The sequence below is a fragment of the Bacteroidales bacterium genome, from assembly GCA_035342335.1.
Lineage (GTDB): Bacteria > Bacteroidota > Bacteroidia > Bacteroidales > JAGONC01 > JAGONC01.
This window is the reverse complement of record DAOQWY010000004.1, coordinates 109,900-131,278: the sequence shown is the minus strand read 5'-3', so window position 1 is coordinate 131,278 and position 21,379 is coordinate 109,900. Positions and strand designations below refer to the sequence as shown.

Annotated in this window: 12 protein-coding genes; 9 read left to right on the top strand and 3 right to left on the bottom strand. The window is 47.3% G+C overall.

What is annotated here, in order from left to right; translation table 11 throughout:
- Position 1: 1 nt before the first annotated feature.
- Both PKI34_03450 and gap read right to left on the bottom strand, forming a co-directional pair.
- Positions 2 to 2,035 (bottom strand): Cache 3/Cache 2 fusion domain-containing protein, encoded by a 2,034-nt coding sequence (locus PKI34_03450; protein ID HNS16859.1) that lies wholly within the window; start codon positions 2,033 to 2,035, stop codon positions 2 to 4.
- A gap of 131 nt (positions 2,036 to 2,166) precedes the next feature.
- A complete protein-coding gene (gap, locus tag PKI34_03445) occupies positions 2,167 to 3,171 on the bottom strand; it encodes a type I glyceraldehyde-3-phosphate dehydrogenase (GenBank protein ID HNS16858.1) in 1,005 nt (334 codons plus the stop codon).
- 800 nt (positions 3,172 to 3,971) lie between these two features.
- Between gap and PKI34_03440 the strand changes: the two genes are divergently transcribed.
- The 4 genes from PKI34_03440 to PKI34_03425 all read left to right on the top strand — a co-directional run bounded on the left by PKI34_03440 (position 3,972) and on the right by PKI34_03425 (position 11,896).
- Entirely contained in the window at positions 3,972 to 5,333 is a 1,362-nt protein-coding gene (locus PKI34_03440; protein ID HNS16857.1) for an ATP-binding protein, read from the top strand.
- Between the two features lie 637 nt (positions 5,334 to 5,970).
- Complete coding sequence (locus tag PKI34_03435) at positions 5,971 to 8,763, top strand: T9SS type A sorting domain-containing protein (protein ID HNS16856.1); 2,793 nt, start codon at positions 5,971 to 5,973, stop codon at positions 8,761 to 8,763.
- A 206-nt stretch (positions 8,764 to 8,969) separates the two neighbouring features.
- A complete protein-coding gene (locus tag PKI34_03430) occupies positions 8,970 to 9,725 on the top strand; it encodes a LytTR family DNA-binding domain-containing protein (protein ID HNS16855.1) in 756 nt (251 codons plus the stop codon).
- A 113-nt stretch (positions 9,726 to 9,838) separates the two neighbouring features.
- Entirely contained in the window at positions 9,839 to 11,896 is a 2,058-nt protein-coding gene (locus PKI34_03425) for a tetratricopeptide repeat protein (GenBank protein HNS16854.1), read from the top strand.
- A gap of 297 nt (positions 11,897 to 12,193) precedes the next feature.
- Here the strand turns inward: PKI34_03425 and PKI34_03420 are convergent, their stop codons facing one another.
- Complete coding sequence (locus tag PKI34_03420) at positions 12,194 to 12,808, bottom strand: hypothetical protein (GenBank protein HNS16853.1); 615 nt, start codon at positions 12,806 to 12,808, stop codon at positions 12,194 to 12,196.
- A 215-nt stretch (positions 12,809 to 13,023) separates the two neighbouring features.
- Between PKI34_03420 and PKI34_03415 the strand changes: the two genes are divergently transcribed.
- From PKI34_03415 to PKI34_03395, 5 genes are all read left to right on the top strand, one after another.
- Entirely contained in the window at positions 13,024 to 13,422 is a 399-nt protein-coding gene (locus PKI34_03415) for a hypothetical protein (protein HNS16852.1), read from the top strand.
- Positions 13,423 to 13,605: 183 nt separating this feature from the next.
- On the top strand, positions 13,606 to 17,721 hold the full coding sequence (locus PKI34_03410; protein HNS16851.1) for a PEP/pyruvate-binding domain-containing protein: 4,116 nt from the start codon (positions 13,606 to 13,608) through the stop codon (positions 17,719 to 17,721).
- Positions 17,722 to 17,758: 37 nt separating this feature from the next.
- Positions 17,759 to 19,546 carry a translation elongation factor 4 gene (lepA, locus tag PKI34_03405; protein HNS16850.1) on the top strand — a complete coding sequence of 596 codons (1,788 nt, stop codon included), beginning with the start codon at positions 17,759 to 17,761 and terminating at the stop codon, positions 19,544 to 19,546.
- 88 nt (positions 19,547 to 19,634) lie between these two features.
- Positions 19,635 to 20,120: a sigma-70 family RNA polymerase sigma factor gene (locus PKI34_03400; protein ID HNS16849.1), complete on the top strand. Its 486-nt coding sequence runs from the start codon at positions 19,635 to 19,637 to the stop codon at positions 20,118 to 20,120.
- Between the two features lie 15 nt (positions 20,121 to 20,135).
- Entirely contained in the window at positions 20,136 to 21,296 is a 1,161-nt protein-coding gene (locus tag PKI34_03395; protein HNS16848.1) for a hypothetical protein, read from the top strand.
- The last annotated feature ends 83 nt before the right edge of the window (positions 21,297 to 21,379 follow it).

Genomic DNA, 21,379 nt, shown 5'->3' with positions numbered 1-21,379 from the left:
GTCAGGCATTGTTTTCCGGGATCCTTACCGAGGCGATCAAAAACATCCCTTTCCCCACTTCGGTGTTGATATCGCAGGATCCCTTGATGGTTTTCATTTTATTGATGATATTGTTGAGACCGTATCCGGTATTTTTCTTCAGTTCCGCAGTGAGGTCAAAACCAATCCCGTTATCGCGGTAGTACAGGATGATCTGATTGTCGAAGCTCTTCAGGTCGATCTTGATATGATCCGCTTTTGAATGCTTCAGGGTGTTGTTGATCAGTTCCTGAACGGATTGGTAGAGGATGGTTTCCTCGATTCCACGGTGATCGATCGTGTATTGCTGTGTATTCACCTCAATGTCAACGGCGTGCGTTGCCTTGACATAGGAGGTGAATTCGTGGATGGCAGCTGCCAGGCCAAAATCCTGTAGCAGCGAAGGCCGGATGTTGTTGGAGATCTCCCGTGTTGACTTGATGGCCATGTCCACCAGCTCTTCCACGTTGGCAATCGCTTCCCCTTTATCGATCTTTTTAAAGTTGCCCTTCTTCAGGATATCCGTATAAAGCTTGATGGTCGACAGAATAGGTGCCAGCCCGTCGTGCAGGTCGGCAACGAACCGTTTTCGCTCCCGCTCTTCGGTCTGGATGATCGTTCGCAGGATCTTTTCTTCAACCTCCTTGCGCTCCGTAATATCCCTGGCAATGGTCAGGATGACTTTCTTTCCCCTGTATTCAATGATCCTGCTGTTCATTTCCACCGGGATCACCCTGCCGCTTGTTGCCACATTCTCCGACTCATAACGGTATTTGCCAAGCATACGGATGGTTTCCAGGTTTCGGTCAACTTTATCCAGGAATTTCGGTGTCTTGATATCCCTGAAGTTCATCCGTTTGAATTCTTCGGGGCTGTACCCAAGGTTATCGCAGGCCACCTGATTCACCTCCAGGAAGTTTCCCTCCATATCCAGTACAAAAATATCATCGCTGCTGTTGTTGAACAGGGTCTTGAAATGCTGTTCCGACTGAGCCAGTGCACTTTTGGTACTGTCAAGCTGAGCCTGTGAAACTTCAAGTTCTCCCAGGAATTTTCTGACATTTTCAATCGTGAGATAATAAACAAAGATGGAAAAGGCCAGGATGATGATAAGGGAAAGGATCAGGGAATTGAGAATGATCTTGTTCAGGATCTGGGCGGTTTCTTCCTTGACGGGCAGGGTTACGCCAATGTAAAACCTAAAGTCCTCATAGTAATCAAAGGCGATCATGTTCTTCTCCCGTCCCGGACCACCCCTGCTGATGATCAGTCCTTCCTTCATTCGGGCAATCTTTTCAAACAGGTCATCGTCACCGTATTTTTCTCCCTGGAGTGCCGGGTGAATGATCAGGGTGCCCTGATCATCCATGACAAAGGGAAATCCTGATTTCCCGATTTTAAGGTCACGAAGGACTTCGCGTAGTTTGTCCAGGTCTTTTTCCTTATCCCCGACATAAAGCATGCCCACGATTTCCCCTTGTGACAGGATGGGTTCATAAGCAGTAATATACCAGTCATTCACGACAAAGGCACGCCCGAAAAAAGTTTTCATTCGGTTGATCGTGTCTGCCACGCTGGAGTCCAGGGGAATAAATGTCCCGATGGCCCGGCTGCTGTCTTCCTTCAACACGTTGGTGGAGATCCTCACAAAACCGCTGTCGATCTTCTGAAAAAGTGTAACGGTCGCATCGGTAAGAAAATGAACACGATCGATGAAATCGTAATTCTGATAAAGTTCTTTGCCGGCCAGGTACCACTTTTGAAGCCCGGCCTGATGCAGAGTGCCGGAAACCTGATTAAGGACAGGAACCTCGAAGGTTTCTTGTCCTATCACCAGTGAATCCTGGTAAAACAACTCGTGCGCGACTTTCAGGTCACGATGGACCTTGTCCAGTTTCAGTGCTCTTTCACGCTCAAACATTTTAACGATCGTCTGGACCTCCGTCGACAGATTACGTTCCAGGGAACGGTAAATATTACGCCGTACCATCGCGATGGTGATGATGGTGATGATCATCGCCATAATGATGATACCGGTCACAATAGGAACGTAAAAGCGCGTTTTTACCGGGATTCGGCGTGAGAAAAAGGACATCGGGTAAAATGTGCAGCCACAAAGCTACACCAATTTTTCTTATCCTGAAATCATTAAAATGCTCTCTCAATGAGGTCGACGACCCTCACCGAGTAGCCCCATTCATTGTCGTACCACGAAAGGATCTTGACCGTTTTGCCCATGACCATGGTGCTCAGTGCATCAAAAATCGATGAATGAGGGTTATGGATGATATCGACCGATACGATCGGGTCTTCGGTATATTCGAGGATCCCCTTCATCGGGCCTTCGGCAGCTTCCTTGATCGCCTTGTTGACTTCATCTTTAGTCACTTCCACCTTCAGGTTGACTACCAGGTCGACAACGGACCCTGTAGGGGTGGGGACGCGGATAGCCATTCCATCCAGTTTTCCCTTGAGGGCAGGGATTACCTTGCCGACTGCCCGGGCAGCGCCCGTTGTGGTCGGGATCTGCGAGATGGCAGCGGAGCGCGCCCGGCGCAGATCGGTATGAGGTCCGTCAAGGATCACTTGATCATTCGTATAGGAATGGATGGTTGTCATGAAGCCATTTTCGATGCCGAACCGGTCGTTGAGCACCTTGGCGACCGGTGCCAGGCAGTTCGTCGTGCAAGAAGCATTGGAAATGCACTGATCGGTCTCTTTCAGGTCATTGTCGTTCACTCCGATGACGATCATGCGGTCAATGTCGTCCTTTGCAGGAACGGTTAGGATCACTTTCTTTGCACCGTTCTTCAGGTGGTCGCCGTACCCTCCCTTTGCACTCTCTTTGGAGCGGAACACACCGGTAGATTCCACAACAACATCCGGTGATGTGGCCCAGCGGATGTTGATCGGGCTTCTTTCGGCCGTTACAGGGATCCTGACCCCGTTAATGATAAGATTCGTATCATCAAAGGAAACCGTTCCGTTGAATTTTCCCTGGGTGGAATCGTACTTTAACAGATGAGCCAGGACACTTGTGCTGGTCAGGTCATTGATGCCGATGATCTCGATGTTGCCGCGCTCGAGTGCTATTTTCATTACGTTTCTTCCAATCCTTCCAAAACCGTTGATGCCGACTTTAATCTTGTTCATAGTCTTACTATTTTGATTTTCAATTATTTAATATTAAATTCACTCTACAACTTTGCGGGTGCAAAAATAGGGTTTATTTGGATTATTAACGCGGGAAAGTTGATTTTATGACGTGTGTTGCATGTTGCAAGGTACATGTTGCAGGTTAATAGCTTCAAGCAGCAAGTCGAAGCCCCGCATTCTGCGGGGTAAACTCCACAAAGATCCCACCGCAAGGCGGGATCTTCAAGCTTTTCGCAAATCCCAAATCCCAGGCACCATAATCCAGGCAAATCCCAAATCCCAACATCCAAATTCCAAACATATCACAAGATCCAAATCACAAACAAATCACCTTATCAAATAAACTGTATGCAGTAAAACACTGATCTGTACTCCTTTATTTGTATTTTACCGCGTAGCGGTTAAAGAATTGTAGCTCAATGGGATCATCCAATGATTTTATTCCCCGTAGGGGATAAACATAAATCTGGAACCCCTACGGGGTATTGAATCATTTCATGCCATGATGCTACAATACTATATGCCCTGCGGGCAAGGAAAGGGAATTCGGTCACCTACCTGCTACAATACGATATGCCCTATGGGCAAGGGAAGGGGGAATGAATCAGGATTTAAATAGGGCAATCACAGTGTTTGTAATTTGGATCCTGGAATTTGGGATTTGTTTGGATTTTGGACCTTGGGATTTGGGATTTATTCCCTGTAGGATTTTGTAAGAAAAAATAACAGGAAACGTCATCATTTATGCTTGAAAAGCATTATTTTTGTCAAACATAATTTTCAAAATGAATAGTCATATGTTTGTCAACAGAGAGAAGGAAATTGAAAGGCTGCAGAATGCTTTCGTTAAGGAAAAACCACAGCTGATCGTTGTCTATGGCCGGCGCAGGTGTGGAAAGTCGACATTGTTGCATCGGGTGCTTCCCCCTCATGCCCTATATTTTTCTGCGGATTTAAGAGAACCACCCCTCCAGATCCTGGCGCTTGCAAAACAGGTGGATGCCCTTGCACCCGGTTTTTCCAGACCTGTCTATCCCGACTGGGAAAGTTTGTTCCATAGTCTGAATTCTGTCCTGAAATCAAGGACAATTATTTGTATTGACGAATTTCCCTACCTGGTTAAAAACAGCCCGGAGTTGCCTTCAATTTTACAAAAAATAACAGAAGAATCTGATAAGAGGAATTTTCATCTGATCCTCTGCGGATCCTCCCAGCAAATGATGTACAGTATGGTCCTGGACAGCAGCTCACCACTCTATGGACGATGTGATGAAATCATCCGGGTAAAACCCATGGGAATAAAAGAGATGCATACTTTCTTGTCACTCCGTCCGGAAGAAGCTGTCATGGAATATGGTGCCTGGGGTGGCGTCCCCAGATACTGGGAAATCAGGAAAGAATACAAGGATTTTACAGAAGCTGTAAAAAAAAGCATACTCGATCAAAACGGTATCCTTTACGAGGAACCTGAACGTCTATTTTCCGATGAGATGAGGACATCCGTGCAGGCTTTTTCCGTAATGAGCCTGATCGGCTCCGGTGTGCACAAACCATCCGAAATTGCCAGAAGATTAGGAAAACCGGTGACTCAGCTGTCGCGTCTTTTTGGATTCCTTATCAACCAGGGATACATTCGTCGTGAAGTACCCTTCGGAGAATCTGGGAGATCCGCCAAACGAAGCCTTTATAAGATTGATGATCCCTTCCTGAATTTCTACTTCAATTTCCTTATCCCCAATAAAAGCAGGCTCGAATCTGGTATGATCGAAGAGGTCTGGCAGGGGATTGATGCGAAGTATAATTCATATCTGTCGGGTTTATGGGAAGATTTATGCAGAAAAATGATACATGAGATGGTCATCGACGGTAAAAAATTTAATCCGGCTTCCCGCTGGTGGGGTACCGGAACAGATAAAAAAGCGATGGAAATTGACCTTTTATCAGAATCTCTGGATAGAAGCAGCTTGCTTGTCGGGGAAGTGAAATGGTCGGATAAGGTACCTGTCGGGGAACTGGCCTCTTCAATTGACAGTAAAATTGCGGCATTCCCGTTTGTTGAAAGCAAATCTGTCATTAAAGCGTTATTTCTTAAAGAAAGACCCGGTAAAGCGCTTCCCGGATTCCACGTTTTTACACCTTCGGATATGTTAGCAAGGTAAATCCGAACAACCACATAAAAAAATTCCAAATCCCAACTTCCAAAATCCAAACAAATCACAAGATCCAAATCAAAAACAAATCCCGGAAGAAATATCATCTTATCAAATAAACTGTATGCAGTAAAACACTGATCTGTACTCCTTTATTTGTATTTTACCGCGTAGCGGTTAAAGAATTGTAGCTCAATGGGATCATCCAATGATTTTATTCCCCGTAGGGGATAAACATAAATCTGGAACCCCTACGGGGTATTGAATCATTTCATGCCATTATGGTACAATACTGCTTGCCCTACGGGCAAGGGAGGGGAATTCGGCCACCTACCTGCTACAATACGATATGCCCTACGGGTAAGGGAGGGAGGAATGAATCAGGATCTTAATAGGGCAATCACTTGCTTGGAATTTAGGATTTGCTTTAGCTTCCAGCGTTTAAGTATCCATCCCCACCGGTCCTGTATCTCTCCCGCGCGACAATGCATCTGTTTCATTTTCACTTTTTTGGTGCAGTAATTTTATACTGGCAGCCTGATAATAGGCAGTTGGCAGCATGTCCTGAGGGCGAAGCCCGAAGGATCAGCAATTAGCAGTTTAACAATTTAACATATGAAAAGGTCTCAAAAAAAAGGAGGTTCTTATGAAAACTAATACATTACTTCAAACAACAGGGTTAGCCATTGCGATGATCGTGCTGACCATTCTGTATTCAAATGCCCAGATCCCGTTCGAGGGATTATCGGCAGATCACGAAGGCATTGCCGTTTGGGATGCCGACGGCACAGGCCCTGAACCTGCCGCTGCAGGCCATCCTCATCCTTTCGGCTATGGCAGCTCACGCTACTATAGCGCTTCAAGGGATTACGATGACATCGATCCCGAACCGAATGCGGCATTTTGTCATTTTTTGCCAGGAATGACCGGATTCCCGCTTTTTGAGCAAGCGCTGTCCAGCTATGGCTTTTTGCCCGGACAGGTTAAAATAAAACATGGGTTGCTTATTGAAGGGAATGATATTGAAGGCGAGGACTGGTTTACCGACGGCAACAAGCATTATTTGAACAGATATGACGGTTATTGCTACATTGAACTGGATGGCGAACCAATGATCTTGTTTTATTGCAAAAATGTCTTCACTGCTTATGATCATTCCAATCCTGGCATCTGGCAGTTTGAAACCAGTTTTACCCGTCCGTTTGATCATTCTCAAAACAGTTCCATTCCAGTGCAGGAGGTTGCAGCAGCCTTTTTACAGGACATGGATGGTTGGGAGCTGAGGCTGGTAGGTAAACTGACTTCAACAGGTGTGTTTTTTTCGGGTAACAGCAGGATTGACGGATTATATTTCGATGTGATTGACGGATACCTCGAAAAGGGTTTTCCCATACTTCCGTTTACCGGTCTGGTGACAGACCATGAAGGCGTTGTCGCATGGGATGCCGATGGTTCGGGTCCCGAGCCCCAGGCGTATGGCCATACCTTTACATACAATGGTATCAACTGGTGGATGGCGTATTATATTACTTCGCGCGATTACGACAACATTGACCCGGATCCCGAAGCAGCGCTATGCCACTTCACAGGTGCAGGAACAGGATTTCCCAACCTTAACGCACAACTGGAATACAAGGGATATACCATTGACCAGCTTAAAATAAAATCCGGACTTTCCACGCTTGGCAATAACATCGAAGGCATTGACTGGGGGCTGAATGGCAGTACGCACTGGTATCATCATTACGGAAATGCAGTTACTTTGGAAATCGCAGGTGAGCCTATCCTTGAATACGTGATCGACACGAATTACGGAACCCGCGATGTGGGAACAATAAATTACACCTGGTCGAGCCAGTCAAGTCCTTCAACCCTTACCGATATTTCGGCAAATGCCACGGCCAATGCCCGGCATGTGGCCGCTTCATTTCTGAAAGACCTGGCAGGCCATTCCATGAGAACCTATATGGAAGGGCAGGGGGTGAGTGGTAATATAACTACCAATGGACGGGACGGCGTTTTTCATGAAATTACCTTGGGAGAACTCAAACCGGTGCTATCCGACGAAACTCTTATCTGGGACAATGAAGTCAGCGGCACCTGGACTTTGGCAGGTTCGCCCTATATCATCATGGGCTATATCAAAATCCCCGATGGTGAAACATTGACCATTGAACCCGGTGTTGAAGTTAAGTTCAGTTCAGCCGAGCGGTTCGATATCCAGGGATGCCTGCATGCCGAAGGAACCGAAGCGCTTCCAATATTGTTTACTGCCTGCGACCCGGATGTCAAATGGGGTGGAATGGTCTGGGATCAGACACCGGCAACGAACCCGAATTCGGTTTTAAAGCATTGTATTTTTGAATACAGCTATGCTTATGGCCTGGAAACTGGCTATAACTGCGGCGGGGCTATTCGTATTAATTTAGTGAATAACATTGATATCAGTCATTGTGTTTTCAGATACAACAGCGCCGATAAATTCACCACGAATAACCCGGCCGGGGGAGCGCTTGCCATGTTCGATTGCTCCATTCATATTTCCCACTGCATTTTCCATGATAATTCATCAAGCTGGGGCGGCGCCATCATGATAGGAACCAATTCAAATCCTGTTGTTGATAATTGCCTGTTCTATGACAACGAATCCACTTACGCAGGAGGAGGTGGGGGCGCCGGATTATCCTGGGATAACAGCAACCCTCATTTCGTGAACTGCACTTTTGCCGATAATCATTCTGTGAGTGAAGGTGGAGCCTATGAACTGGAATTCGGAGGTACAACAACTTTCACCAATTGTATATTCTGGGCAAATACGGCAGATATTGAAGCTAACCAGATCAGTATTTTGACACTAAACCCGCTTCCTGTATTAAATATATATTACAGTGATGTTGAGGATGGAATGAATGGAATTACCCCTGGATTCCAGGGAGAGTACCTCCATAATATCAATTGTGATCCTGTTTTTATTCCAATGAATGGATTTCTGTTCGTATTGGATTCAACCTCCTGCTGTCACAATGTTGGAACACAAAATACAACATACCTGCCTCAAAATTATAGTATTCCACCTGCATGCCTTTGTGGCAATGATAGAATAATGCAATCCGAAATTGACATGGGTTGTTATGAAACATGGGGATTATCTACCGGGACTGAAGATTTTGAACCATCTGCGAATAAGATAGTGAAGGTATTTCCCAATCCGACCTCCGGAATATCAGATATCAGATATCAGATATCAGATATCAGATATGTTACACTTGAGATCTATGATGTTCAGGGGCAAATGGTCAGGAATCTGGTGCATGAAAAACAACAGGCAGGTGAATATGTGGTCCGTTTGGGTGGATCTGATTTGCCCGCAGGGATCTACCTGGTCCGACTGCAGGCTGGAGAGCAAACGGAAACGGTGAAGATGGTGGTGATGCGGTAGGCAGTTGGCAGTTGGCAGTTGGCAGTTGGCAGTTGGCAGTTGGCAGTTGGCAGTTGGCAATAAAAACCTGCAACCTGTAACCTGCAACTTGAAACCAAAAGCTTGCAGCTTGTAGCTTGTAGCTTGCAGCCAATTAAGAATTTTGGATTTTGTTATTTGGATTTTGCCCCGCTATGCGTATCTTTAGGAAAAATTTTCCCTCAGAGATGCTTCGTGCGGTCATAATCGACGATGAAGCCCCGATGCGGCAAACGCTGGAAACGATGCTGAAAACGGCATGCCCCAACGTAAAGCTCGCTGCCATGGCCGATGGGGTACGAACCGGCGTGGAAGCGATCCGGCGAAATCACCCCGACCTCGTATTCCTGGATATCAAAATGGGCGACGGCACCGGCTTCGATCTGCTGAAACTGCTGGAGCCCATCGACTTCAAGGTGATCTTTATTACAGCATACGACCAGTACGCAGTCAAGGCATTCAAGTTCAGCGCCCTGGAATATCTGCTGAAACCCGTGGATGAGGACGAACTGGCCGAGGCAGTGACAAAAGCAAGGAAACTGATCGCTCAGGAACTCCAGATCCAGCTCGACACCCTCGAGGACAATATGGCCCCCGGTGATAAAATGGGGAAAAAGATCGTGCTGCGGACCTTCGAAAGCGTCCACCTGGTCAACACCCGCGATATCATATACTGCGAGTCGACAGAGAGCAGCTATACTGAATTTTATCTTGTGAATCGTGAGAAGATCCTGGTATCGAACCGGTTGAAGGAATACGAAGAACTGCTGGGCGAATTCGGATTTTTCAGGGTGCATAAATCGTACCTGATCAACCTGCGTCACATCTCCCGGTTCGACAAGAAAGAGGGTGGAATAGTCATTCTTACGGGCAATTTCCGGGTACCGGTAGCCTCCCGAAAGAGGGAGCAGCTGATGGAGCTGTTCGATCGGCTGGGGGGATAGTCAGTAGTCAGCAGTCAGCAGTTTGTAGTTGGCAGTTAGCAGTTGGCAGTTGGCAATAGAACAATTGGTCAATGAATAACAATTTGACAATTGAACAATAGAACAATGAATGGATGAAAATTGCCCCAACATTTCTCTTCGCTGTACTACTTGCTACACCCTGCTTTCCTCAGAGATACCTTACCCTTCCTTATTACAATGTCGACAGCCTCAGGCAGATGTTGCCATACCAGCGGGGAGAAGAGCAGGTCAATACTCTGAACCGGCTGGCGGTCATGCTTTTTTATAATGACACCGCCGGAAGTAGGGCTTATGAGGAGGAGGCGATAGATCTGGCACAGGAACTGGATTACGAAAGGGGGATCGCGGATGCGTACAGGAACCGGGGGTATATCTATCAACACCAGGGAAATTTCCCAAAAGCACTGGATAATTTCCTGGAATCCTTTTCAATTTATGAAATGTTAGATGATAAACACACCATCGGATGGATTTACTATGATCTTGCCAGGGCACATTATCTGGCAGCAAATTGTCAAAAAACAATCGAATATGGATATAAGGCCCTGGCTGTTTTCAGGGAGCGTATCGGTGGAAATTTAACAGTGGGAAATGCAAGAGACACTATAATGACATATTGCGGATTGGCTTTGGCCTATCGTCTGACAGGCAATTCCGGGAAAGCAGTCAGCATGTTCAGGATGGTATTGGATCTGATGCGGCAGAATCCCTTTGATCATGCTGTCGATGCTATAATTACCTGGTCCATTGGATATGATTATTGGAGTATAGACGAAATGGACAGTGCCAGGACCTACATGTACAGGACCCTTGCATTCCCTGATGAGAACCTGAATGTCCAGGGGATCAAGGCCCGCACAGAGCTCACGCTTGGACAAATGTACAGGTATGAAGGGAGGTGGGATTCTGCCCTGTTTTATTATCAGAAAGCCTTCAGCTGGTACAAGGACCATGGGATGTTATACTGGGCCTGTGAAATGGCTATGGAAATCGGATGGGTTCACTTCAAAAAAAATGAGATTGCCAGGTCTGAAATATACCTGAAGCAGGCGGAAGGATTTTTTAATGAAATCATGCTGAAAAACTCATCTTATGCCCATGATTCAGTGAAACATATTGTCACCTTTGGCCTTGAACTGTTTTATCCAATGTCGCCCAGTCAATGGAAAATGCTGATCTGGGGGGATGGGAGCACTATGTATTACATGCTTTACAGGCTCTATGAAGCAAAAAAGAGATCGGATGAAGCGCTGAAATACTATATTGCTCATACGGATGCTTTGGATACGTTGAACCGGTTGGAGCAAAGCATGGCGATGATCGAACTGCAGACCCGCTATGAAACCGAACAGAAGGAGAAACAGATCACTTCCCTGGAAAGGGAAAATGAATTCAAGACCTACAGGCTCAACCAGACCCGGATCATGTTGTTCAGTCTTGCCGGGCTGGTGATCCTGACCGTTGGTCTTGCCGTGGTCATCCTCTACATGTTCCGGCTGCGGGAACGGCAGAACAGGTTGATCCTGCAACAAAAACTGCTGCGCTCCCAGATGAACCCCCATTTCATCTTCAATTCCCTGGTCAGCATCCAGAATTTCATCTTCAACCAGAAGCCGGCGATAGCGGGAAAATACCTGTCGAGGTTCTCAAAGCTGGTGCGGAGCATACTCGACAGCTCGTTCAGGGAGTTCGTTCCCCTGGAAGAAGAAATCGATACCGTTGAAAATTACCTGGAGCTTCAAAAGGTCCGCTACGGAGATCTGTTTGATTATACGATCAATATCGATCCTGGCATTGACACGGAAAGCATGATGATCCCCCCGATGCTGGCGCAGCCCATGATCGAGAATGCCATCGAGCATGGAATAAAGCATAAGGAAGGGAAAGGGAGGATTGATATTCGATGTAGGCGATGTAACGATTTAGCGATATTCGAAGTGGAGGATGATGGAGTTGGGCGAAAGCGGGCGCAGGAGATACTGATGCAGCAGGATAAAGACCACAAATCGCTGGCCACCGCAATCACGCGGGAGCGGATCGCGGCGATGAACCGCAGGGCGAAACAAAAGATCACGCTGGAGATCGTGGATCTTGCAGATGATGAAGGTAATGCAAGGGGGACGCTGGTGAGGTTTGGGATACCGGTATAAATCCCAAATTCCGTTGACCGCTGACCGCCGACCGCTAACTATCAGCTACAATAAAAATTCCGGTGTTGCTTTTTCCAGGTCTGGCTTCCCAAATCCCATAGAATTAACCCGTCCAAGCCGGAAGTCATCAGCCACCTTTTTTAGTACTGAGGTCAAATGATCCGGATCGGCATTCACAAAAAGTCAAGGTCTTCACTATACCTGTGGCAAGGTAGTATTTTCCTTAGGCTGTGCACCCGGTAAGATAAGTGATAAGGATCAGAAATAAAAATTTATGAAATCTTTCTTGGAGATGGCTCAGTGATTATCGAGGTACCACTGGTTGAACTCCCGGATGATCTTTTCTTTGTCGATCCACTGGTAGCCATCTTCTTTATTCTTGATCTTTTCAGCCAGCTCGGGGTAATCGCTCACCAGTTTGCTCATACTCTTATCAAAGTTGACCAGGTATTTCAGCTGGCCCAGGTTGGTCATCTCTCCGTCCAGCTTCCGGATGAGATCCTGAGTGCTGAGTTCATTCTCTTCAAAGAGCAAGGCATCAGAAATGTCGTTCAGCGTCATGCTGACCGGTGAAAGCTTGCTTCTGTCCGGATCATAGTACCACAGGTAATAGGAGATCGGACCGGTGATAATGCGCATGAAAAAGTTGTCCTTGTGCGAACTATATTGTCCTTCAAACCGGATACTTTCGTAAATCCTGTTGCCGACCTTGTACTCCTTGAGTTCATTTGCCGTGTATTTAATCCGCCCCTTGTGATTATCCGGATCATCGTAAAAAAAAGTCTGGTGCTGGTTGAGCCAGCAGTTGATGTTCAGGAGCCAGCCTTCCACAGTATCGTTATCCTGTGTGATGATATACCCGGGATAGATTGTGCCTCTCTGCAGCGCAGTCGTATCCTCCTGCGCTCGCATTGTCACAGAAAAAAATAAAATAAATATGCAAAGAAACATACCAGATTTCATAACTAGAGGCAATAATTTACAGTGGGCTAATATAGAAAAAAATCCTAATCTCCAAAATCTCTGATTTCAAACTTAATTGATTTATCGTATCTTTGAATATCCTGGTGTGCAATTACCAGAAGAACATTTAACTGAATATAACTGCCCTTAGTAAATAAATCACCATGAATGTGAACTATTTATGCCCGCACTGCCGCGGTGCGATCAATGCGCTTGAAAATATCATACTGGCAGCAAGAAAAAAAAGAAAAAATACCGGGCTTGTGTTGCTGCATGAGGACTTGGGCAATTATAAATCCAGCTTTAGTGCCACACTCGTTGTGGAGCCGGGGGATATCGTTGATTTTTTCTGTCCCCTGTGCCATAAGAGTCTGAATACAAGACGTGGTATCCATTTTGCATATTACATCCGGATCGACGAATCAGGTAACGAATCGAAAATCGTCATTTCACGAATGTACGGAGAAAAAGCCACCTTCAAGATCGAGGATGGAAAAGCTGTAGAATCTTACGGGGAATGTGCCCGGAAATACATAGATCCGGAGTGGTTCATAAAAGAGTAAGCACCATTTTAATAAAGTTGGCAATTGGCAGTTGGCAGTTGGCAATGAAAACCTGCAACCTGTAACCTGCAACCTGGCGTTGGAATTTGAATGTTGGGATTTGTTTGGATTTTGGACCTTGGGATTTGGGATTTGACCCTCTTTAGCGAAAATCGCTTAATTTTGTGCTAAGAATCTACCCTTATGGACCAGCAATTCGTATCCAAAGCCCTGGAGGCCAACCTGGCGGAGACACGCTATAAAAATATCGTGATCCCGGAAGAGCACCAGAACTTCATCCAGCTCTCCTCTTCCTATTATGGCATCAACAAAAGGGCCAGTGAATGCCTGATCGAGTATTCCCATCCTTTCTCCAACCGTAAGTTCGTGATCGAAGAACTGCGCCAGATCCTGCTGGGTGACCTGTGGTTCTACGCTGCCCTGCCGGAGGCTGAAAAGGCCTGGGAGATCATCCTGAACGTACTCGACACCCTCCTGGCCGCTGAGCTGAAAAAGGAACTGGATGTGCAGATCGTTCAGACGATGGCTGAATTCATCGAACAGCTGAACAAACAGCAGACAAAGCCCTCCCATACGATCCACCGCACCCTGGAGACCCTTGACCGGAACCTGCCTGCAAATGAGATAAGTTATATCGAATGTTCAAAATTCCTGATCCGGCATTTAAGTGACCCTGCCCAGGATGAAGCCTTCCATGAACAAATCTTCCACCTGGTCCGCAATGTCCTGAGCCGGACCGTAAACTTCTGGGAGCGAACATCCGGAATTGAAGAATGGTACCAAAGTCGTCAGAATGCTTTCAACAGGGACTACAGCAGTGAACTTGACGCGATCGGGCGTTCGTACTTCAACGATCTGAAAGCTAAAATTCAGCAGATCTCCACCCTCAGGGAGCTGACCGAACGTATCCCAACCTATGACGACATTGCCGACCTGCACATCCGATTCATTGATCATTGGGAAACATTCATAGCAAAATTTTACTATTCGTTCTACCTGCTGAACCTTCCGGGTATGTCGCAACAGAAAGAGCGGCTGATCTGGAACATCAACAAACTGATGCGCAACGCCGTCGACGAGGTCCCTTCCCACGACCTGAGGGACTTCACCGATAACATCTTCGAACTTGCCGCACAGCTAAAGGAAGATCATGTCTCATCGGTTCTGGATTGCCTGCTGACACTCGGAAAACGGCTGATCGACATCGACAATTCGGAAGACCAGCACCTGGTGAGCAATTTTGAAACCCACCTGATCAACTTCGGATTTGAAAACCCCGGGATCGTCTTCGTCGACCAGGACTGGCAGATCAACGTAAATGAAAATCATATCAAGAACATCCGGGTATGGCTGGAGCTGATCGAATATCCGCATACCATTCTGGAGAACCTGCTTTCGACACTGATCGTCAACCTGAAGCTTGGTGGAATATTCATCAATGATACGGACCTGTTTCAACGGGATATCACCCGTATCCTCAACTCAAACATCTCCCCTTTCTTTAAAAAGGTCAAACAGCTCACCCGGATTTTCCCGGTGTTCTTCAATGAAATCGGTGCTGAAGGCGAGATCCGCAACGTGACGACCTCCATGGATGAGCTTACCAAACGGCAGGATCGGCTGATCCATTTTCTCAGGAAACAGGTACATACCGAAAGCAACAATACGCTCATTGACCTGGCCCACAAGATCTTTAATTTCTGGTATGATGGCGACCTGAAGGCACTTGAGCCTATCCTTCCCGGGGATGTCTATGAATCGATCGACCTGCAGGGAGAATATTTCGCTCCTGTCCATGCGATCATCCAAAAAGCCTGTACCATTGTCTCTTGTGATTACCATGACCTTCTGGACCTTGAAACCACCCATTTCTACCAGTTGATCGATGAAGCTGCAGGCAAAAACCAGAGGGATAAGGAACGGATCAAGTACCTTCATCAGCTCTATTTTTTACTGAAAGAGAAGTATTCATTCGACACGGTCGACATTGTCGCCATCCTCAAACGTTATTCCTTTCTCGAAGCCAAAGAGATCGAAAAATTTGGAAAGGCCCTGAAAAGCACCAACACCGAACGGTCACTCAAGATGATTTACGGCTTCATGGAAAAGCTCAAGCAAATCATCTTTAACCCTGAGCCCAGTGAAGGATGGGAGAACATCTACCACAAGCGCCACATTGCCATCGGTATTCCCTCGATGTACGGAGTCTACCGTGAAAGCAAATTTGAAGCGCTGGGGCTTACATTCCGGCTGGAAAAAGTGGCCACGCGGCTGATGGAAAAAGTGGTTGACAACATCAACCTTGACTACATTTCAGCCACCACCCTGTTACGGATTCACGCCATCCTGGAGTACTTCAGGGAAGGCATGGAACTGGATGGCGTTCACAGCCAGGGTTTTAACTCCAATCTCCAGATGCTGCGGTACAGCCTGACTTCCCGAAGCTTTTCCCTGGATCAGTACATCAATATCTTCCAGTTCATTGCGGAGGATGTCAAAGGAACCATCGACAAGTATTTCATCAAATCGTACGAACTGTCACTCGAGATCGTCATCCGCCAGTTGTACGATCCTGATGGCAAGCTGGGAGAAAAAGAATTTCAGCAACTGGTCAATAAGAAGTCGGAGGAGTTTTTCAGGGATATCATCGCATCGGCCTTCCTGGTACAGCCTCTTGACAATCTGATCACAAAGGTGCTGAACTCATTGCGGAACATGGTGGACAACTTGCCTTCAACCATGATCAGCGATGTCATGTCCTATAACTCCGACCTGGTCATCAGTCCGGTCTATGATGAGACTGTTGAAATGGACAACCAGGTCTTTCTGGGATCGAAAGGATATTTTCTTAAAAAACTCTTCCTGTCGGGATTTCCGGTGCCGGAAGGATTTGTTCTGACCACCGAAGTGTTCCGGAGACGGTTTACCATTTCCAATCATCCTGAAATCAGCCAGGAGTTCGATAAAATCATGATGGACCAGATCCGGCGCATCGAACGAATGTCGGGACGGCAGTTTGGCAATCCAAAAAATCCGTTGTTGCTTTCTGTGCGTTCAGGAACGGCTATTTCGATGCCCGGTGCCATGAACACCTTCCTGAATGTGGGTATGAACGATGAGCTGACCGAAGAACTGGGCAAGCAGTTCAACTACGGCTGGACTTCCTGGGATTCGTACCGCCGTTTGCTGCAGTGCTGGGGAATGGCCCACGGAGTCAGCCGGGATGTGTTTGATCAGACCATACAGGACTACAAAAAGAAATATAAGGTCGACCAGAAGGCCAACTTTGAGCCCTGGCACATGAAACAAATTGCCCTGGCCTACAAGAAGATTCTCAGCGATAACGAAATTGTTTTCGAGCGGGACCTGTTCCAGCAGCTCAAGAAGACGATACAGTTTGTTTTTGAATCCTGGTACTCGGAAAGGGCCAAGGTTTACCGCGAACACCTGCAGATTGCCGATGAGTGGGGTACGGCTGTGATCGTGCAGCGGATGATCCTCGGGAATCTTCATAAACATGCCGGTACCGGGGTTGTGTTTACCCACGATCCAAAATCCCAAAAACCGGGGGTCAGTCTGTATGGTGATTTTACCTTTTGCAGCCAGGGGGAGGATATTGTCAGCGGGCTGGTGAATACCCTGCCAGTCTCGGAAAATCAGCGTAAGCGGGCACGATTGAAAAAACGCTCCCTGGAAGCTTCCATGCCGCTGATCTATAAGCGGATCCGGCAGATTGCGGAGGATATGATCGAGAACCACGGATACAGCCCTCAGGAGATTGAATTCACGTTCGAGTCAGATAAGCCGGAAGATGTATACATTTTGCAGACACGGGAACTGTTTGTAAAAAAGCGATACAAAGTCAACGTTTTCAGCACACCTCCCAACCAGATGCAATTGGTTGGCAGGGGCATCGGCATCGGAGGCGGAGCACTCAACGGCGTGCTGGCCTTCGACATGAATGATCTGATCGAGCTGGCAAAGTCGCATCCGGATGACCACCCTATCCTGGTCAGGCCCGACACCGTTCCGGATGACATCGGGATGATCTTTGAGTGCCAGGGATTGCTCACGGCCAAGGGAGGGGCAACCTCCCACGCGGCGGTGACCGCGGCACGCCTTGGCAAGGTATGCGTGGTGAACTGCTCGGAGCTCAGGGTGAATGAAGCGAAAAAAACCTGCCTGGTCAACGGCGTCAGCTTCAAAACGGGAGACAAAATAGCCATTGACGGCCATCTGGGCAACATCTACAAAGGCAATTACCTCATCGAACTGTCCGAAACCGTCCCGGGAATCTGAGTGTGCAAAAAATCAGATTTATTACTATTTTTGCCCCATGGAAACCATCCGCAATTTTTGCATCATTGCCCATATTGACCACGGAAAGAGCACACTCGCCGACCGGTTGCTTCAGTTCACCGATACCCTTTCCGACCGGGAATTTCAGGACCAGGTGCTCGACAATATGGACCTTGAACGCGAACGCGGCATTACCATCAAGAGCCACGCCATCCAGATGCGGCATACCTTTGAGGGAAAAACCTACAAGCTTAACCTGATCGATACACCGGGACATGTTGACTTCTCGTATGAAGTCTCACGTTCCATTGCCGCCTGCGAGGGCGCTTTGCTGGTTGTCGACGCTACGCAGGGAATCCAGGCTCAAACCATTTCCAACCTCTACCAGGCCCTGGATCACAACCTTGAAGTGATCCCGGTGCTGAACAAGATGGACATGGACAACGCCATGCCGGATGAAGTCAAGGAACAGATCGTCGACCTGATCGGATGCAGGGAGGAAGATATCATCGAAGTAAGCGCCAAGACCGGATACGGAGTGGACCGGATCATCAGGGAGATCATTCACCGGATACCACCTCCGAAAGGGGACCCGGATGCACCTCTGCAGGCACTCATCTTTGATTCTGTCTACAATTCCTTCCGGGGCATCTATGCTTACTTCCGGATCCTGAACGGCCGGCTTCGGAAAGGAGACCATGTCAAATTTATTTCGACCGGAAGTGATTATATCGCCGATGAGATCGGGGTGCTGAAAATGAAATTCGACCCTGTCGACATGCTGGAAGCAGGTGATGTCGGGTATATCATATCCGGCATCAAATCCTCCAAAGATGTGAAGGTGGGCGACACGATCACCGGGTATGACCGACCAAGCCATACCCCCATTGAAGGATTCAAAAACGTGAAACCCATGGTCTTTGCCGGTGTATATCCGGTGGATGCCGACGAGTACGAGGAATTAAGGGCTTCCCTTGAGAAACTCCAGCTGAACGACGCCTCTCTTTTTTATGAACCCGAGTCCTCTGCAGCGCTGGGCTTTGGTTTCCGCTGTGGTTTTCTGGGCCTGCTGCACATGGAAATTGTCCAGGAACGGCTCGACAGGGAGTTTGACATGGATGTGATCACTACCGTTCCCAATGTTTCCTTCAAGGTCATCAACCCAAAGGGCGAAACTATCGAGGTGCACAATCCTTCCGGAATGCCGGAACAAAAGTTCATCCACCACATTGAAGAGCCATTCATCACCGCACAGGTCATCTCCAAATCGGAATACATTGGTGCCATCATGAAACTGTGCATCGACAAGCGTGGCACACTGAAAAACCAGGTCTACCTGACCACCGACCGGGTGGAAATCACCTTTGAGATGCCCCTGAGCGAGATCGTTTTTGATTTTTACGACAAGCTGAAAAGCATTTCAAAAGGGTATGCCTCGTTCGATTACTATATGACGGGGTATAAACCAGCTGAACTGATCAAGCTGGATATCCTGCTGAACGGTGAACCGGTCGACGCCCTCTCAACGTTGATCCACAAGGACCACGGCTATGATTTTGGCCGCAGAATGTGCGAAAAACTCAAAGAGCTGATCCCGCGGCAACAGTATGACGTAGCCATACAGGCAGCCATCGGAGCGAAGGTTATTGCCAGGGAAACCGTAAAGGCTTTCCGTAAGGATGTGACTGCAAAATGCTATGGAGGAGATATCACCCGTAAGCGAAAACTTCTCGAAAAACAGAAGAAAGGCAAGAAACGAATGCGCCAGGTGGGCAACGTGGAAATACCCCAGAGCGCTTTTCTGGCTGTGTTGAAAATGGATTGATTTTTTACCTGCTCTGTAACATTTTCATTCTCCGGTCGTCCTATAATCGGTTTTCATGATTTTCACCAGGTACACTGACACTGATTGAATGACCATTTCAGAATATAACCGATGTGTCGATCATTATTCGGATGGCGTTTTTCGCTTTATCCTGAAAAACTTCAGGGATGAAGATACATCCAGGGATATCGTTCAGGACTCGTTCTTGAAATTATGGGAAAAGGTATCTGAAGTCAGCTTCGAAAAGGCGAAATCATACATCTTTACGACGGCTTACCATGCCATGATCGACAGGATCCGGAAGGAAAAATATATGGAAGAACCTCAGCCTTACTTTGAGCATGGCCATTCAGAGGAGATCGGATTCAGTGACGTGAAAGAAGTACTTGATCAGGCCATCCGATTGCTCCCTGATATTCAGCGTACAGTGATCCTTCTCCGGGACTATGAAGGATATTCTTACCAGGAGATCGGCGACATCACGCACCTGAGTGATTCTCAGGTCAAAGTGTACATTTACAGGGCAAGGGTATTTCTGAAAAATTATATCGGTAAACTTGAAAATGTGATTTAAGGCATCCAACCAGCAATGAAGATTAACCGTGACAACTACGAAATCTATTTCATCGATTACCTCGATGGAACACTCCCGCCGGAGATGGTCAGCGAGTTGTTGCTGTTTCTTGACGCAAATCCTGACCTGCAGGAAGAATTGAACGATCTTGACGCCGTTCCCGTCAGGGCGGATCCGACCATCCAGTACTCCGGCAAGGAGCTGCTTAAACAAAATCCAATCGTTTCAGTCGGGTCTGTGAATGAGCTGAATTACCAGGAATATCTTATCGGATTTTCAGAAGGCGATCTGAGCGTTCCTGAGATCAGAATACTGGAGCGCTTCCTCCTCAGAAATCCTCAGGCCAAAAAAGAACTGGATCAATACAGGGCAGCCAGGCTTGTTCCGGATCACACCATTGTATTTCCAGGTAAAAACAGACTGAAAAAATATCCTTTCGGAATTCAGGCCAGAAAAGCGCTGTACTACATTTCGGGAGCTGCGGCCATCCTTCTCCTGGCGTTGATGGTGATCTGGCCCACTCAGAAAAAAGAGCCGGCCGTGGTGCAGGAACAACTGCCCATGCATGAAATCCCCGGTGAGCCCGAACCGCTCAAAAAAAATGAATCACCTTCACCCGTATACACTGCAACACTGCCCCGGGATCGTCAGAAAATCACAACTCATTCCCCTGTTGCCGAACCGGCGGCCACGCCTCTCATCGAGACTCCGGAAACCAGCAGCATCACAGCAATCCATCCCGTTCACAGGGGAATACAGTACCAGCTTGTCAATCCCTCTTTCCAGCCTGGCACGGATATCAAGCTGGCTGAAAAAAGGGACCTGTATTCCCAGGTTTTACCCTATCTGACGGAAACGGATCAATATACGCTGTCACCTTACCGAACCGACAAGGATCAATCCAGCGGCTCATTCGGTGAAGCCGCCTTCAGTAAGGTCAGGGAGATCTTTACAGGCAACCCATCCAAAATGAAAAGCCTGAAATATATAAACCTTTGGACAGTCGCTGATTTGGGAGTGGCAGGGATCAACCAGCTTACCAACAGTGACCTTCGCATCCAGCGCATAATGAATGAAGAGGGCAGGATCATTTCCTATGCACTTGTCAATGAAAAAGGGGAGATCAAACGGACCCGGATGAAAAATGATGCCGGGCAGTTCCAGCATTTTGAATAAATTTTCTGATCAGCCCGCCCTGCTGTAACAAATGCTGTCTCCCATCCGTCCTACTGTCGATTAACAAAACTTTTTCAAAAACC